The sequence below is a fragment of the Rhodopseudomonas sp. P2A-2r genome (assembly GCF_026015985.1).
Taxonomy (GTDB): Bacteria; Pseudomonadota; Alphaproteobacteria; order Rhizobiales; family Xanthobacteraceae; genus Tardiphaga.
Map to the genome: position 1 here is coordinate 2,009,566 of NZ_CP110389.1, position 16,500 is coordinate 2,026,065.

Here is a 16,500-nt window from a genome sequence, read left to right on the forward strand (position 1 = left end):
TTCCTCAATATCCCAGATATGACTTGCGGACGTCTTCGTTGTTCGCGATCTCGTCGGCGGAGCCGGACATCACGATGCGTCCTGTTTCGATGACATAGGCCTTGTCGGCGAGTTCCAGCGCCAGCTGCGCATTCTGCTCGACCACCAGGATGGACACCTTGTCCTCCTTGTTGATCTTGCCGAGAATCCGGAACAGGTCACGTACGATCAGCGGCGCCAGGCCGAACGACGGTTCGTCGAGCAGCATGAGCTTGGGACGCAGCATCAATGCGCGGGCCACGGCGAGCATCTGCTGCTCACCGCCGGACAAGGTGCCGGCCTGCTGCAGATGGCGCTGCTTCAGCACCGGGAAGTGATCGTACATCCGCTCGATATCGGAACTGATCGCCTTGCTGTCCTTGCGGGTGATGGCGCCGAGCTGCAGGTTTTCCTCGACCGTCATAGTCGTGAAGGTGCCGCGGCCCTGCGGCACGTGGGCGATGCCCAGCCGCACGATGTTCTCTGTCGAGGCGTTGTCGAGCTTCTTGCCTTCGAACTCGATCGAGCCGGTGGAGCGGATCATGTTGCAGATTGCACGCAGCGTCGTGGTCTTGCCCGCGCCGTTGGCGCCGAGCAGGGTGGTCATGCTGCCTTCGTTGAGCGCGAATTCTAGACCATGCAGCGCCTGGACCTGGCCGTAATAGGCGCGCAGGTCCTTCACATTCAGCATCGCCGTCATGTGTCCTTGCTCCCCAGATAGGCCTTGATGACGTCCGGGTCTTTCTGGACCTGCGCGGGCGTGCCCTCGGCAAGCTTCTTGCCGAAATTCAGCGCCACCACATGGTCGGCGATCGACATCACCAGGCCCATGTGATGTTCGACCAGCAGTACGGTGACGCCGCGGTCGTCCCGGATGCGCCGGATCAGGTCGCCGAGAATGTAGACTTCCTCGTGGTTGAGGCCGCCGGCGGGCTCATCCAGCAGCAGGATCTTCGGCTTCGCGGCGAGCGCACGCGCGAGTTCGACGCGTTTCTGGGTGCCGAAGGGCAAGCCGGCGACGACGATGCCGGCGACGCTCTGCAAATCGAGGTAGTCGAGAATCTCATCGACGCGCTTGTTGAGCGCGGCTTCGCCACGGCGCACCCAGGGCAATTGCAGGGAATCGCTTACGATATCGCTGTTGGTCGAGGCGTGGGTGCCGACGCGAACGTTGTCGCGCACCGAGAGGTTGGGAAACAGCGCAACGTTCTGGAACGTGCGGCCGATGCCGATTTCGGAAATCTTGTGCGCGGGACGCTTCAGGATGCTGTCGCCCTCGAGCAGGATGTCGCCTTTGCTCGGCTGGTACAGTCGGCTGAGGCAGTTGAACAAGGTGGTCTTGCCGGCGCCGTTGGGGCCGATCAGGCCGAGGATCTGGCCTTTCTGCATGTCGAACGATACGCCGTTCAATGCGACGATGCCGCCGAACACGACGCTGACGTCGCGAACTGTGAGCAGCGGCATCGCCGAAGCGATGGGCGCCTGTTGCGCGAGCTGTGCCTGCATCATCTGCAATCGCCCTCGGTGGCACGGATCGGCGCGTTCAGCCGGATGCCATGACGACGAGAGCAGCGATGACGAAGGTTATCGAATCCCCTCAACCAAACGAGCAACTTTCCCTCCTGATTTAAGTTTTTTCTGAACTTGTTTTTTCGTACGGCTGCGCAGTTCCGCCCAGCGCCGTTTCGATCTTCCTTACCATCGCCAACAGACGAGGTCCAATGTCGTCGCGCAGACGCTCTTCCGTGAAGCGGAATGCCGGCGCGCCGCAGTTGAAGGCATACGGACCAGTGCCGTCGTTGAGCGTTAGCGCGACACCGGCGGCATGAATATCGTCGTGCCACTCGCCGGCCGAGATCGCGAAGCCGTGCTTGGCGACCATCTCGCCGGAGCGCTCGAGTCCGTCACGCACCTTCGCCCAACGCTGGCCGTAATGTTCGCGCAGTTCGCGCAACAGCACGCTGCGTTCTTCCGCGGGCAACGCCCAGAAGTAGGCGCGGCCCATGGCCGTCGTGGCGATCGGCACGCGCGATCCGACGTCGAGCTGCACGCCGACCGTCAATTCGCTGCGGCTTTGTCCGAAATAGATCATGCTCAGGCGATCGGGCGCGCCGATGGCGCAGGCGCCGCCGGTCTGCCGCATCAATTCGTTGCGATAGGATTCCGACAGATGCCGCACGCCCAGGTTCGCAAGTGCGGCATACCCCAGGGCCATGGCTGCCGGTGCGAGCTGATACTTCTCGAAGCGCGGCACCTGTGTAAGGTAACCGAGTTTCGTGAGCGTATAGGTCAGCCGCGAGATGGTCGGCTTCGGCAATTTCGTGCGGGCTGCGATCTCCTGATTGCCGAGCAGCCCGTCATTGGGATGAAAGGCGCGCAATACGTCGAGGCCGCGGGCGAGCGCCACGACGAAACTGCGATCTGTCGCGACTGTCTTGCCTGGACGTTTCATGGATGGAAGAGCAACCCTCGTTGACAACGGACGCTCTTCAAAATAACCCTCGCTGTCAAGATGTGGAATTAAATTTCGCAGTGCGAAATCAACAAGAACAGTATCCAATATCCAAGGAGAGCCGCGTGAACGAAGTGGTCAAGCTCGAACGTCATGATGTGATTGCCGTGATCACGGTGGACAGCCCGCCGGTGAACGCGCTGAGTGCGGCTGTTCGCCGCGGCATCTTCGACAGCGTCAAGGCCGCCGCCGCCGATCCGCAGGTGCAGGCGATCGTGCTGACCTGCGCCGGCCGCACCTTCATCGCCGGCGCCGACATCACCGAGTTCGGCAAGCCGCCGCAGTCGCCCGGCCTCAACGAGGTGATTGCGGAGATCGAGAATTGCGGCAAGCCGGTGATCGCCGCGATCCACGGCACGGCACTCGGCGGCGGTCTCGAGATCACGCTCGGCTGTCATTTCCGCGTCGCCACCAAGGATGCCAAGCTCGGCCTGCCGGAAGTGAAGCTCGGCCTGCTGCCGGGCGCCGGCGGAACCCAGCGGCTGCCGCGCGCGGTCGGTCCCGAACTCGGTGTCAAGATGATCGTCACCGGCGAGCCGATCGGCGCCGAAGCGGCGCTGAAGAACGGGTTGATCGAGGAAATCGTCGAAGGCCCGGCGTCGGGCGGTGAAGCCTTCGCGCGCAAGGTGCTCGCCGAGAAGCGGCCGCTGCACATCCTGCGCAACGACGATTCCAAGCTCGCGGCGGCCAAGGCCGATCGTTCGATCTTCACCAAGGCGGCAGCCGAAGCCAACAAGAAGAACCGCGGCCTCGATGCGCCGCTGGCCTGCGCCGAGGCGGTGAGCTGGACGCTGGACCTGCCCTTCGATGAGGCGCTTAAGAAGGAACGCGAGAGCTTCCTGCGCCTGGTCGCAGGCGACCAGTCGAAGGCGCAACGTTACGCGTTCTTCTCCGAGCGCGAAGCCGCCAAGGTCCAGAACATTCCCGAAGGCACCAAGCCGCGCCAGATCGCGCGCGTTGCGGTGATCGGCGCCGGCACCATGGGCGGCGGCATCGCCATGTCGTTCGTCAATGCCGGTATTCCCGTCACGCTGATCGAGACCGGCGAGGAGCAGCTGAAGCGCGGCATGGGCATCATGCAGAAGAACTACGAGGCCACCGCGGCGCGGGGCGGCATTCCAGCCGATGCGCCGGCCAAGCGCATGGCGCTGATCACCGGCGTGGTCGGGTTGGAGAACGTCAAGGACGCCGATCTGATCATCGAGGCGGTGTTCGAGACCATGGCGATCAAGAAGGAAGTGTTCACTGCGCTCGACGCCTATGCCAAGCCCGGTGCCGTGCTAGCTTCCAACACCTCCTACCTCAACATCGATGAGATCGCGAAAGTCACCAAGCGTCCGCAAGACGTGCTGGGCATGCACTTCTTCTCACCGGCTAATGTCATGAAGCTGTGTGAGATCGTCCGCGCCGACAAGACCGCGCCGGACGCCCTGATGACCGCTGTGGCCATCGCGCGAAAAATCGCCAAGGTGCCGGCGGTGGTTGGGGTGTCCGACGGCTTCGTCGGCAACCGCATGCTGGCGGCCCGCTCCAAGCAGTCGGAGAAACTGCTGTTCGAAGGCGCGCTGCCGCAGCAGGTCGATGCCGTCGTGACAAAATTCGGCATGCCGATGGGGCCGTTCGCCATGGGGGACCTCGCCGGCCTCGACATCGGCTGGCGTTCGCGCCAGGACCGCGGCATCAAGTCGCCGATTGCCGACGCGCTGTACGAAGCCGGGCGCCACGGCCAGAAGACCGGCAAGGGCTACTACAAGTACGAAGCCGGCTCGCGCGCGGCGATTCCGGATCCGGAAGTCGAGAAGCTGATCGACGACACCTGCAGGAGCCTCGGCCTGACCCGCCGTGTCGTCAGCGACGAGGAGATCCTCGAGCGCATGATGTATCCGATGATCAACGAGGGTGCCCGCATCCTCGAGGAGAAGGTGGCGTCGAAGCCGAGCGATGTCGACGTGATCTGGCTGTACGGCTACGGCTGGCCGATCTATCGCGGCGGCCCGATGTTCTACGCCGACCAGGTTGGTCTCAAGCACATCGCCGAGCGGCTGTCGTTCTACGCCAAGCAGACCAACGATCCGTCGCTGGAGCCGTCGGCACTGCTCAAGCGCCTCGCCGACGAAGGCAAGACATTTGCGTCGCTGGCGAAGTCTGCGTGATGGCAATGGCCTCGCTGCACTCGTCTCTTAACCTCTCCCCGCTTGCGGGGAGAGGTCGGAGCCTGAGCGAAGCGAGGGCTTCGGGTGAGGGGGAACCGGTGTTTTACGCGCTGGCTCCCCTCACCCGACTCGAACGCGCTTCGCGCCTTCGAGCCACCCTCTCCCCGCAAGCGGGGCGAGGGAAACGTGCTTCGCAGCGAATATCGATCAATCCGTGCAGGCGCACCACGCATGACCCATCCCGGCGAACAATTCTATCCGCCCGGCGTGCGCTGGGACGCGCCGATCGCGCGCGGTACGCTGCCTGATCTTCTGACGAAGGCCGCCGCTGATTTCGGTGATCGCACGGCGATCGAATTCCGCGACCGGCCGCTGGGTTTCAATGCGCTCGAAGCGAAAGCCGAGATGGCAGCCGCAGCCTTCCTGCGCGTGGGCTGTGGCAAGGGGGCCTCGATCGGGCTGTTCCTCGGCAACACCCCGGATCATCCGGTGAATTTCTTTGGCGCGCTGAAGGCCGGCGCGCGGCTGGTGCATCTGTCGCCGCTCGACGGCGAGCGCGCGCTGTCGCACAAGCTCAGCGATTCCGCCGCGCGGGTGCTGGTCACCAGCAACGTCGCCACGCTGCTGCCGATGGCGCTGAAGTTTCTCGACAAGGGCCTGCTCGATCGATTGATCGTCTGCGAGGACGACGACTGGGGCGCTGTCGGCAATCCGCAACTGCCGCTGCCCAGCGATCCGCGCGTCGTCACATTTAGGACATTCGTCAGTGGCGCGACACCGCCCGCGCAGTGGCCTGCGATCTCTCCCGATGACGTGGCGCTGTTGCAATATACCGGCGGTACCACCGGCCTGCCCAAGGGCGCCATGCTCAGCCACGGCAACCTGACCTCGGCGGTGGCGATCTATAGCGCCTGGGGGCGCCGGCGCGCGCCGAGCGCAACCAGATCGAGCGCGTGATCTGCGTGCTGCCGCTGTTCCACATCTACGCGCTGACGGTAATCCTGCTCAGCCGCCTGAGCCTTGGCGACACCATCTCGTTGCATCAGCGGTTTGCGGTGGACAGCGTGCTCGACGACATCGAGCGAAAGCGCGCCACCGTATTTCCGGGAGTGCCGACCATGTGGATCGCCATCGCCGGCGATCCGTCGCTGGAGACCCGCGACCTGTCCTCGCTGGTGTCGGCCGGCTCCGGCGGCGCGCCGCTGCCGGTGGAAGTGGCGCGGATCTTCGAGAGCAAGACCGGTCTCAAGCTGAAGAGCGGCTGGGGCATGACCGAAACCTGCTCGCCGGGCACCGCGCATCCGCTCGCCGGGCCGGACAAGCCCGGCTCGATCGGGCTGATGATGCCCGGTGTCGAACTCGATGTGGTCAGTGCCGACGATCCGACGCGGGTGTTGCCGGTCGGTGAGACCGGCGAGATTCGCATCAAGGGTCCCAATGTGACCCGAGGCTACTGGAATCGCAAGAAGGAAACCGCAGACTCCTTCGTCGGCGACCGCTTCCTCACCGGCGATATCGGTTACATGGATTCAGACGGCTATTTCTTCCTGGTCGACCGCAAGAAGGACATGATCATCTCCGGCGGCTTCAACGTCTATCCGCAGATGATCGAGCAGGCGATCTATGAGCATCCGGGGGTGCACGAGGTGATCGTGATCGGAGTTGCCGACCCCTACCGCGGCGAGGCGGCGAAGGCTTTCGTCAAGCTCAAGCACGGCGCCCATGCCTTCAGCCTTGAGGAACTGCGCGTGTTCCTCGCCGGCAAGCTCGGCAAGCATGAGCTCCCGGCGGCACTGGATTTCGTCGACGACCTGCCGCGCACCACGGTCGGAAAACTATCGCGACACGCGCTACGCAACCTGCAACAATCGTCCATCAACCAACAACAAACAGCAACAGGAGGTCACCCATGACCGAGGCCGTCATCGTTTCCACCGCGCGTACGCCGATCGGCAAGGCCTATCGCGGCGCGCTCAACGCCACCGGGGGTGCGACGCTGCTCGGCCACGCCATCGAGCACGCCGTCAAGCGCGCCGGGCTCGACCCGAAGGAAATCGAGGACGTCGTGATGGGCGCCGCGCTGCAGCAGGGCTCAACCGGCGGCAACATTGCCCGCAAGGCATTGCTGCGCGCCGGCCTGCCGGTCTCGGTGGCCGGCACCACCATCGACCGCCAATGCGCCTCGGGCCTGCAGGCGATTGCGTTGGCAGCGCGCTCGGTCTTGTTCGACGGCGTCGAGATCGCGGTCGGTGGCGGCGGCGAGTCGATCAGCCTGGTGCAGAACGACAAGATGAACACGTTCCACGCGGTCGATCCCGAATTGATGAAGATCAAGTCGGATGTCTACATGCCGATGCTCGATACCGCCGAGACTGTCGCCAAGCGTTATGGCATCTCGCGCGAGCGCCAGGACGAGTATTCGCTGGAAAGCCAGCGCCGCACCGCCGCAGCCCAGCAGGGCGGCAAGTTCAACGACGAGATCGCCGCCATCACCACCAAGATGGGCGTCGTCGACAAGGCGACCGGCGAAATCAGCTTCAAGGACATCACGCTGTCCAAGGATGAAGGTCCGCGCCCGGAAACCACCGCCGAGGGTCTCGCCGGCCTCAAGGCCGTGCGCGGCGACGGCTATTCGATCACCGCCGGCAACGCCTCGCAACTGTCCGACGGCGCCAGCGCCACGGTGATCATGACCGACAAGATGGCAGCGTCGAAGGGCCTCAAGCCGCTCGGCATTTTCCGCGGTTTCGTCTCCGCCGGTTGTGAGCCGGACGAGATGGGCATCGGTCCGGTCTTTGCCGTCCCGCGCCTCCTGAAGCGCCATGGCCTGAAGGTCGAGGACATCGATCTGTGGGAGCTCAACGAGGCCTTCGCCGTGCAGGTGCTGTATTGCCGCGACAAGCTCGGCATCGATCCCGACAAGCTCAACGTCAACGGCGGCGCCATCTCGGTCGGCCATCCCTATGGCATGTCGGGTGCGCGCCTCACCGGCCACGCACTGATCGAGGGCCGTCGCCGCAAGGCCAAGTATGCGGTCGTCACCATGTGTGTCGGCGGCGGCATGGGCTCCGCCGGCCTGTTCGAGATCGTGCACTGATTCTTCACCTCTCCCCTTTGGGGAGAGGTCGGATCGCTCTTGCGATCCGGGTGAGGGAGCCGGGCACAGTCGATGGGCCGGCGCCCCCTCTCCCCATCCCTCTCCCCAACGGGGAGAGGGGGCGCGCGGTCCGAGTTTCGACTTCAAAGTAATTTTACGCTCACAGGAGGGTCCGATGGATCTCAAGTTCAGCAAGGAAGAAGTGGCGTTCCGCGACGAAGTGCGGGCGTTCTTCAAGGAGAAGGTGCCGGCGGCGACGCGGCTGAAAATGCAGGAGGGGCGTCACCTCGGCAAGGACGAGATGGTCGCCTGGTGGCGTATCCTCAACGACAAGGGCTGGGGCGTGACGCACTGGCCGGAGGAATATGGCGGCACCGGCTGGAGCTCCGTGCAGCACTACATCTTCAACGAGGAACTGCAGCTGGCGCCGGCGCCGGCACCGCTCGCCTTCGGCGTCAGCATGGTCGGCCCGGTGATCTACACCTTCGGCAACGAGGCGCAAAAGAAGCGCTTCCTGCCGCGCATTGCCAGCGTCGAGGATTTCTGGTGCCAGGGATTCTCCGAGCCCGGCTCCGGTTCGGATCTCGCATCCTTGAAGACCAAGGCCGAGCGCAAGGGCGACAAGTGGATCATCAACGGCCAGAAGACCTGGACCACGCTGGCGCAATATGCCGACTGGATCTTCTGCCTGTGCCGCACCGACCCCGCCGCCAAGAAGCAGTCGGGCATCTCCTTCATCCTGGTCGACATGAAGTCGCCGGGCATCACCGTGCGCCCGATCGTCACCATCGACGGCGGTCGCGAAGTCAACGAAGTGTTCTTCGATGACGTCGAGGTGCCCTACGAGAATCTCGTCGGCGAGGAGAACAAGGGCTGGGATTACGCAAAATTCCTGCTCGGCAACGAGCGCACCGGCATCGCCCGCGTCGGAGTGTCCAAGGAGCGCATCCGCCGCATCAAGGAGCTCGCGGCCAAGGTGGAGTCCGGCGGCAAGCCGATCATCGAGGACCAGAAGTTCCGCGAGAAGCTGGCGCTGGTGGAGATCGAGCTGAAGGCGCTCGAACTGACCCAGCTCCGTGTCGTCGCCGACGAGGGCAAGCACGGCAAGGGCAAGCCCAATCCGGCGTCGTCGGTGCTGAAGATCAAGGGCTCGGAAATCCAGCAAGCGACCACCGAACTCCTGATGGAAGTGATCGGCCCGTTCGCCGCGCCCTATGACGAGCATGGCGACGACGGCAGCAACGAGACCATGGACTGGACCGCGCAGATCGCACCGAGCTATTTCAACAACCGCAAGGTTTCGATCTACGGCGGCTCCAACGAGATTCAGCGCAACATCATCACCAAGGCCGTGCTGGGACTTTGACATCGTCGTTCCGGGGCGCGTGCGCCCCGGACTCCGGAGATGAAATGGAAACTTCGTAGGATGGGTAGAGCGAAGCGAAACCCATCGCATGCCCCGGATCGCAGCAGTGGTTTCGCTGCGCTCTACCCATCCTGCGGACGCAACATCTGCTTCAAGCGCGCATGACGCGCGATCCAAGGAAGAAACAACATGGATTTTGATTTGTCGGAGGAGCAGCGTCTGCTCAAGGACAGCGTCGATGGCCTGCTGAAGGCCTCGTATGATTTCGATAGCCGCAAGAAGTACCGCGCCGAAAAGGGCGGCTGGAGCCGGACAATCTGGAGCAAGCTGGCGGAGCAGGGGCTGCTCGGCCTGCCGTTCGCCGAGGAGGACGGCGGTTTCGGCGCCGGCGCGCTGGAAACCATGATCGTGATGGAAGCGCTCGGCAAGGCGCTGGTGGTCGAGCCCTATCTCGCCACTGTGGTGCTCGGCGGCGGCTTTCTGCGCCGCGGCGGTTCGGCCGAACAGAAGGCGGCCTATATTCCCGCCATTATCGACGGATCGAAGACACTGGCCTTCGCGCAGCTCGAGAAGAACTCACGCTACGACCTCAGCGACGTCACGACCTCCGCCAAGAAAACGGCCAATGGCTGGACCATCGACGGCGAGAAGTTCGTGGTGCTCAACGGCGACAGCGCCGACACGCTGATCGTCAGTGCGCGCACGGCGGGCGGCCAGCGCGACCGGGGCGGCATCGGCCTGTTCCTGGTGCCGGCCAATGCCAAGGGCGTCAGCATCAAGGGCTATCCGACCCAGGATGGCCTGCATGCCGCCGACATCAGCTTCACCGCGGTGGAGGTCGGCGCGGACGCGGCGATCGGCGATCCCGCGAATGCCCTGTCGCTGATCGAGACCGTGGTCGACGACGCCCGCATCGCCCTGTGCGCCGAAGCGGTCGGCGAGATGGACGAGTCGCTGAATCGCACCGTGGAATATCTCAAGACCCGCAAGCAGTTCGGCGTCGCCATCGGCAGCTTCCAGGTTCTGCAGCACCGCGCGGCCGACATGTTCGTCGCGGTGGAGCAGGCGAGGTCGATGGCGATGTTCGCCACCATGGCCAGCGACTTCGACGATGCCGGCGAACGCGCCAACGCGGTGTCCGCAGCCAAGGTGCAGATCGGCAAGTCGCTGAAGTTCGTTGGCGAGCAGTCGATTCAGCTTCACGGCGGCATCGGCATGACCATGGAAGCCAGCATCGGCCACTACTTCAAGCGCCTGACCATGATCGAGAACACCTTTGGCGACGTCGACTTCCATCTCCGGCGCGTCTCCGAAGCCGGCGGGCTGAACAGCTAGTCGCTTCTTCACCTCTCCCCGCCCTTCGCGGGGAGAGGTCGCCGTTCGCGAAGCGAAGGGCGGGTGAGGGGCGGTTGGTGCTTTGCTCGCAAGCGCCCCTCACCCCAGCCCTCTCCCCGCAAAAGCGGGGCGAGGAAGCGCACAGCCGGCGCGCTGATAACAATAATCGAACGCCAGGGAGCGCTCCGTGCAAAACCCCTTCGATCTCACCGGCCGCGTAGCGGTCGTCACCGGCTCCAGCCGCGGCATTGGCCGCGCTTCGGCCGAATTGCTGGCAAAACTCGGCGCCAAAGTGGTGATCTCCAGCCGCAAGGCAGACGCCTGCGAGGAGGTTGCCGCGGGCATTCGTGCGGAGGGCGGCGACGCCCATGTGATTCCCTGCAACATCTCGCGCAAGGACGAGATCGCGGCCCTGATCGCCGGCACCGTCAAGCACTATGGCGCCCCCGATATCCTTGTCTGCAACGCCGCAGTGAATCCGTATTACGGCCCGCTGCTCGATATTTCCGATGAAGCCTTCGACAAGATCATGGGCTCCAATGTGCGCAGCAACATCTGGCTGTGCGCCCAGGCGATGCCGCTGATGGCTGCGCGCGGCAAGGGATCGGTGATCATCGTCTCGTCGATCGGCGGCCTGCGCGGTTCCACGGTGATCGGCGCCTACGGCATCTCCAAGGCCGCGGACTTCTCCCTGTGCCGCAGCCTCGCCGGCGAATGGGGGCCGAAGGGCGTGCGCGTCAACTGCATCGCGCCGGGCCTGGTGAAGACCGACTTCGCCCGGACGCTGTGGGAAGACCCCGAGAACCTCAAGCGCCGCACCGCCACCACGCCGTTGGGTCGCATTGGCGAACCGCATGAAATCGCCGGCGCGGTGGCCTATCTCGGCTCCGATGCTGCCACCTTCATGACCGGCCAGACCATCGTGATCGACGGCGGCGTCACCACCGCAGCGGTGTAAGTCCCTCTTTTTCCCTGTCCCCCGCGCGACGGGAAACGAAGCGTGCGACGCCGGCTGCGCGCCCGCGTCTTTATGGGATTCCTATAAGTTCGCCCACCCCGCCGTCTCGAAAACCTATGCGCCGGGTGGCACTTGATCACCATGCCAATGGATCGCCGCGGGATCGAATTCGCCCACAGGTTGATGTGGCGCAAGGTCTTCAACTCGCGGGCTGTGATGATGCCCCCGAAACATCTCGCAACAGGAGCAACTCATGCTGGACATTTTGATGCTGGCGCTCGGTCTGGGCTTCTTCGTCCTGACGGTCGGCTACGCCTACGCCTGCGAACGGCTCTGAGGAGAACGACCATGATGTTCGACTACACACTCGCCGGCCTCGTCTCGGCAGGACTGCTGTTTTACCTCACTTACGCTTTGCTGCGTCCCGAGCGGTTCTGAAGGGAACACGACCATGACATTCGTTGGCTGGATTCAGATCATTTTATTCTGTGCGATCGTGGTCGCACTGGTGAAGCCGCTGGGCTGGTACATGACAGCAGTCTTCAACGGCGAGCGCACCTTTCTGTCACCGGTGCTGCGGCCGGTCGAGGCCGGTCTGTACTGGATGGGCGGCGTCGATGAGAAACGCGAGCAGCACTGGCTGACCTATACGGTGGCCATGTTGCTGTTCCACGTCGGGGGCTTCCTGGTGCTCTATGCCGTGCTGCGGCTGCAGGCATTCCTGCCGCTCAATCCGGCGGATCAGTCGGCGGTGGCGCCGGATCTGTCGTTCAACACCGCGATCTCCTTCATCACCAACACCAACTGGCAGAACTACGGCGGAGAAAGCACGCTGTCCTATCTGACCCAGATGATCGGCCTGACGCACCAGAACTTCCTGTCGGCAGCCACCGGCATCGCGCTCGCGGTGGCATTGATCCGCGGCTTCTCGCGCTCGTCGATGCGCACCATCGGCAATTTCTGGGTCGATGTGACCCGTTGCACGCTCTATGTGCTGCTGCCGATCTGCGTCGTCTACACGCTGTTCCTGGTATGGCAGGGTATCCCGCAGACGCTGGGTGCCTATGTCGATGCGACCACTCTTGAAGGTGCCAAGCAGACCATCGCAGTCGGCCCGGTGGCCTCGCAGGTGGCGATCAAGATGCTCGGCACCAATGGCGGCGGCTTCTTCAATGCCAACGCGTCGCATCCGTTCGAGAACCCGACGGCGTTGTCCAACTTCATCCAGATGATCTCGATCTTTGCGCTGGGTGCCGGCCTGACTAACGTGTTCGGTCGCATGGTCGGCAACCAGAAACAGGGCTGGGCGATCCTCGCCGTGATGGGCGTGCTGTTCATCGCCGGCGTCGCCATCACCTACGGCGCCGAAGCCTCCGGCACCAGCATGATGGCCGATCTCGGCCTGACCGGCGGCAACATGGAGGGCAAGGAAGTCCGCTTCGGCATCGTGGCCTCCAGCCTGTTCGCAGTGATCACCACGGCCGCGTCGTGCGGCGCGGTCAATGCCATGCACGACTCCTTCACCGCCATCGGCGGCATGATCCCGCTGATCAACATGCAGCTCGGCGAGATCATCATCGGCGGCGTCGGCGCCGGCCTCTACGGCATGCTGCTGTTCGTGGTGCTGGCGATCTTCGTCGCCGGCCTGATGGTCGGCCGCACGCCGGAATATGTCGGCAAGAAGATCGAGTCGCGTGAGGTCAAGATGGCCATGCTGGCGATCCTGGTGCTGCCGCTGATGTATCTCGGCTGGACCGCGGTGGCGGTGGTGCTGCCCTCGGCAGTGGCTTCGATGGCCAATGCTGGTCCACATGGCTTCTCCGAGGTGCTCTATGCCTTCACCTCGGCGACCGGCAACAACGGTTCGGCGTTTGGCGGTCTCACCGGCAACACTTTCTTCTACAACCTGACGCTCGCCAGCTCGATGTTCGTCGGCCGCTTCTTCATGATCGTTCCGGCCATGGCGCTGGCGGGCTCGCTGGCGGCAAAGAAGTCGATCCCGGCTTCGGCGGGCACCCTGCCCACCACCGGCGGATTGTTCGTCGGCCTGGTGGTCGGCGTCATCCTGATCATCGGCGGCCTCACCTTCTTCCCGGCGCTCGCGCTCGGACCGATCGTCGAGCACCTCGCGATGTCCGCCCACACCCTGTTCTGATCGATGACCCGGAGTACTCCCATGGAAACGTTGAAACTGCAGAAGCGGGTGCCGATGTCGGCGATGCTCGATGCGAAAATCGTGGTGCCGGCGATCGGGTCGGCCTTCGCAAAGCTCGATCCGCGGCTGATGATCAAGAACCCCGTGATGTTCGTCGTCGAGGTCGTCGCGGCGCTGACCACGGTGATCTTCGTCAAGAACCTGTTCACCGGAGGCGCCGATCTGGGCTTTGCGTTCCAGATCATCCTGTGGCTGTGGTTCACGGTGCTGTTCGCCAACTTCGCCGAAGCCGTTGCCGAAGGTCGCGGCAAGGCGCAGGCGGAATCGCTGAAGAAGACCCGCACCGAGAGCCAGGCCAAGCTGCTGACCGGCAGTGCTGGCGACAGGTCCTACCGCATGGTCTCGGGTATCAGCCTGAAGGTCGGCGATGTGGTGCTGGTGGAAGCCGGCGACAACATCCCGTCCGACGGCGAGGTGATCGAGGGCGTCGCTTCGGTCAACGAGGCGGCCATCACCGGTGAATCCGCGCCGGTGATCCGCGAATCCGGGGTGACCGCTCCGCGGTGACCGGCGGCACGCAGGTGCTGTCCGACTGGATCCGCGTCAGGATCACGGCGGCGCAGGGTTCTACCTTCATCGACCGCATGATCAAGCTGGTGGAAGGCGCCGAGCGGCAGAAGACGCCGAACGAAATCGCGCTTAACATCCTGCTGGTCGGCCTCACCATCATCTTCGTGTTCGCCACGGTGACGATCCCGAGCTATGCCGCTTACGCCGGCGGCTCGATCTCCGTTGTCGTGCTGGTGGCGCTGTTCGTGACGCTGATCCCCACCACCATCGGCGCGCTGCTGTCGGCCATCGGCATTGCCGGCATGGACCGGCTGGTACGCTTCAACGTGCTGGCGATGTCCGGCCGTGCGGTAGAAGCCGCCGGCGATGTCGACACGCTGCTGCTCGACAAGACCGGCACCATCACGCTGGGTAACCGTCAGGCGACCGCCTTCCGCCCCGTGCGCGGCGTCACCGAGCAGGAACTGGCCGATGCGGCACAGCTGGCGTCATTGGCAGACGAGACGCCGGAAGGCCGATCGATCGTCGTGCTCGCCAAGGAGAAGTACAACATCCGCGGCCGCGACATGGCCGAACTCGGCGCCACCTTCGTGCCGTTCACGGCGCAGACCCGCATGAGCGGCGTCGACACCGGCACCTCGTCGGTGCGCAAGGGTGCGGTGGATTCGATCCTCGCTTACGTCAACGGCGGCAGCACCTATGCCGTGACGTCGGGCAACGCCGCGCGGGCCATGCAGCCCGCCGCCATGAGCGACACGGCGCGGGAGATCCAGGCGATTTCCGACGAGATCGCCAAGGGCGGCGGCACGCCGCTGGCGGTGGCCCGCGACGGCAAGCTGCTCGGCGTCATCCACCTCAAGGACATCGTCAAGGGCGGCATCCGCGAACGCTTCGCCGAGCTGCGCCGCATGGGCATCCGCACCGTGATGATCACCGGCGACAATCCGATGACGGCTGCGGCCATCGCCGCCGAAGCCGGGGTCGATGACTTCCTGGCGCAGGCGACGCCGGAGGACAAGCTGCAACTGATCCGCGACGAGCAGGCCAAGGGTAAGCTGGTGGCCATGTGCGGTGACGGCACCAACGATGCTCCGGCGCTCGCGCAGGCCGATGTCGGCGTCGCCATGAACACGGGCACCCAGGCGGCACGCGAGGCCGGCAACATGGTCGACCTCGATTCCAACCCGACCAAGCTGATCGAGGTGGTGGAAATCGGCAAGCAGCTCCTGATGACCCGCGGCGCGCTGACCACGTTCTCGATCGCCAACGACGTTGCCAAGTATTTCGCCATCATCCCGGCGATCTTCCTGGCGTTCTATCCGCAGCTCGAGACGCTCAACATCATGCGGCTGCACAGCCCGCAGAGCGCCATCCTGTCGGCCATCATCTTCAACGCGGTGATCATCATCGCGCTGATCCCCCTGGCGCTGAAGGGCGTCGCCTATCGTCCGATCGGCGCCGGCGCGCTGCTGAGCCGCAACCTGCTGATCTACGGCCTTGGCGGCATCATCGTTCCGTTCATCGGCATCAAGGCGATCGACCTCGTGGTCACTGCCCTTCATCTGGTTTGAGGAGAAAGTCATGTTGAAAGAAATTCGCCCGGCCATCGTCATCCTGCTGGCGCTCACCGTCATCACCGGCGCCGCCTATCCGCTAGCCATGACCGGGATCGCCGAAGCCGTATTCCCGAATCAGGCCCAGGGCAGCCTGATCGAGCGCGACGGCAAGGTCGTCGGCTCCAGGCTGATCGGCCAGGAGTTCAAGGACGACGGCTATTTCCACGGCCGTCCGTCGGCTACCACCATGGCCGATCCGCAGGACGCCACCAAGACCGTGCCGGCGCCTTATAACGCCGTCAATTCCATGGGCTCCAACCTCGGCCCGACCAGCCAGGCGCTCAACGACCGCATCAAGGACGATGTGGCAAAGCTCAAGGCGGAGAACCGCGCGATGCCGGTGCCGGTGGATCTGGTCACCACGTCGGGCTCGGGCCTCGACCCGAACATCTCGCCGGAGGGCGCGCTGTTTCAGGTGCCGCGCGTCGCCAAGGCGCGAAAACTGCCGGAGGACAACGTCCGCGCGCTGGTGACGGCGCAGACCGAAAGCCGCTTCGGCGGCCTGCTCGGCGAGCCCCGCGTCAACGTGCTGGCGCTGAACCTGGCGCTGGATGCGGCGGCGAAATAAAGCAACCTTGCGTCACCTCTCCCCGCGGAAGAGCGGGGAGAGGTGACGGTAGCCCGGAGACCACGCGGAGACTATAAAGCCGTATGGCAAATCAGCGCCGCGACAGTGAACATCGCCCCTCGCCGGAAGCGCTCCTGGAAGCCGCCCGGCGG

The 16,500-nt window shown here is 64.2% G+C and carries 10 protein-coding genes and 3 pseudogenes; 10 read left to right on the forward strand and 3 right to left on the reverse strand.

Going from position 1 to position 16,500, the window contains the following annotated elements:
* Positions 1 to 4 precede the first annotated feature (4 nt).
* From ONR75_RS09495 to ONR75_RS09505, 3 genes and pseudogenes are all read right to left on the reverse strand, one after another.
* The gene (locus ONR75_RS09495; RefSeq protein ID WP_265082364.1) at positions 5 to 718 is read right to left on the reverse strand and encodes an ABC transporter ATP-binding protein; all 714 of its coding nucleotides are present in this window, start codon (positions 716 to 718) and stop codon (positions 5 to 7) included.
* Positions 715 to 1,527: an ABC transporter ATP-binding protein gene (locus ONR75_RS09500; protein WP_265082365.1), complete on the reverse strand. Its 813-nt coding sequence runs from the start codon at positions 1,525 to 1,527 to the stop codon at positions 715 to 717. The genes ONR75_RS09495 and ONR75_RS09500 overlap by 4 nt, the downstream gene beginning before the upstream one ends.
* Before the next feature lie 75 nt (positions 1,528 to 1,602).
* A pseudogene (locus tag ONR75_RS09505) lies at positions 1,603 to 2,470 on the reverse strand (IclR family transcriptional regulator).
* 125 nt (positions 2,471 to 2,595) lie between these two features.
* On the opposite strand from ONR75_RS09505, the gene ONR75_RS09510 reads away from it, so the two are divergent.
* The 10 genes and pseudogenes from ONR75_RS09510 (at position 2,596) to ONR75_RS09555 (ending at position 16,348) form a co-directional block, all read left to right on the forward strand.
* Positions 2,596 to 4,683, forward strand: a complete 2,088-nt coding sequence (locus tag ONR75_RS09510) for a 3-hydroxyacyl-CoA dehydrogenase NAD-binding domain-containing protein (RefSeq protein WP_265082366.1) — start codon at positions 2,596 to 2,598, stop codon at positions 4,681 to 4,683.
* Between the two features lie 231 nt (positions 4,684 to 4,914).
* A pseudogene (gene pimA / locus ONR75_RS09515) lies at positions 4,915 to 6,596 on the forward strand (dicarboxylate--CoA ligase PimA).
* Positions 6,593 to 7,780: an acetyl-CoA C-acyltransferase gene (locus ONR75_RS09520; protein ID WP_265082367.1), complete on the forward strand. Its 1,188-nt coding sequence runs from the start codon at positions 6,593 to 6,595 to the stop codon at positions 7,778 to 7,780. Before pimA ends, ONR75_RS09520 begins: the two are co-directional and overlap by 4 nt.
* A gap of 175 nt (positions 7,781 to 7,955) precedes the next feature.
* A complete protein-coding gene (gene pimC, locus ONR75_RS09525; protein ID WP_265082368.1) occupies positions 7,956 to 9,146 on the forward strand; it encodes a pimeloyl-CoA dehydrogenase large subunit in 1,191 nt (396 codons plus the stop codon).
* A gap of 189 nt (positions 9,147 to 9,335) precedes the next feature.
* Positions 9,336 to 10,481, forward strand: coding sequence for a pimeloyl-CoA dehydrogenase small subunit (pimD, locus tag ONR75_RS09530; RefSeq protein ID WP_265082369.1), 1,146 nt, complete (start codon positions 9,336 to 9,338; stop codon positions 10,479 to 10,481).
* A 187-nt stretch (positions 10,482 to 10,668) separates the two neighbouring features.
* On the forward strand, positions 10,669 to 11,439 hold the full coding sequence (locus ONR75_RS09535) for an SDR family NAD(P)-dependent oxidoreductase (RefSeq protein ID WP_265082370.1): 771 nt from the start codon (positions 10,669 to 10,671) through the stop codon (positions 11,437 to 11,439).
* A gap of 348 nt (positions 11,440 to 11,787) precedes the next feature.
* Positions 11,788 to 11,877 carry a K(+)-transporting ATPase subunit F gene (locus ONR75_RS09540; protein ID WP_265078519.1) on the forward strand — a complete coding sequence of 30 codons (90 nt, stop codon included), beginning with the start codon at positions 11,788 to 11,790 and terminating at the stop codon, positions 11,875 to 11,877.
* A 13-nt stretch (positions 11,878 to 11,890) separates the two neighbouring features.
* Positions 11,891 to 13,594 (forward strand): potassium-transporting ATPase subunit KdpA, encoded by a 1,704-nt coding sequence (gene kdpA / locus ONR75_RS09545; protein WP_265082371.1) that lies wholly within the window; start codon positions 11,891 to 11,893, stop codon positions 13,592 to 13,594.
* 21 nt (positions 13,595 to 13,615) lie between these two features.
* Positions 13,616 to 15,735, forward strand: a pseudogene (kdpB, locus tag ONR75_RS09550) (potassium-transporting ATPase subunit KdpB).
* A gap of 10 nt (positions 15,736 to 15,745) precedes the next feature.
* Positions 15,746 to 16,348 (forward strand): K(+)-transporting ATPase subunit C, encoded by a 603-nt coding sequence (locus tag ONR75_RS09555; protein WP_265082372.1) that lies wholly within the window; start codon positions 15,746 to 15,748, stop codon positions 16,346 to 16,348.
* Positions 16,349 to 16,500: the final 152 nt, after the last annotated feature.

What these genes read in the sequence shown, in the direction of transcription:
- ONR75_RS09540 (WP_265078519.1), top strand. Translation starts at nt 11,788, where the DNA reads ATGATGTTCGACTACACACTCGCCGGCCTCGTCTCGGCAGGACTGCTG.
- ONR75_RS09520 (WP_265082367.1), top strand. Translation starts at nt 6,593, where the DNA reads ATGACCGAGGCCGTCATCGTTTCCACCGCGCGTACGCCGATCGGCAAG.
- ONR75_RS09500 (WP_265082365.1), bottom strand. Translation starts at nt 1,527, where the DNA reads ATGATGCAGGCACAGCTCGCGCAACAGGCGCCCATCGCTTCGGCGATG.
- ONR75_RS09495 (WP_265082364.1), bottom strand. Translation starts at nt 718, where the DNA reads ATGACGGCGATGCTGAATGTGAAGGACCTGCGCGCCTATTACGGCCAG.
- pimC (WP_265082368.1), top strand. Translation starts at nt 7,956, where the DNA reads ATGGATCTCAAGTTCAGCAAGGAAGAAGTGGCGTTCCGCGACGAAGTG.
- kdpA (WP_265082371.1), top strand. Translation starts at nt 11,891, where the DNA reads ATGACATTCGTTGGCTGGATTCAGATCATTTTATTCTGTGCGATCGTG.
- ONR75_RS09555 (WP_265082372.1), top strand. Translation starts at nt 15,746, where the DNA reads ATGTTGAAAGAAATTCGCCCGGCCATCGTCATCCTGCTGGCGCTCACC.
- pimD (WP_265082369.1), top strand. Translation starts at nt 9,336, where the DNA reads ATGGATTTTGATTTGTCGGAGGAGCAGCGTCTGCTCAAGGACAGCGTC.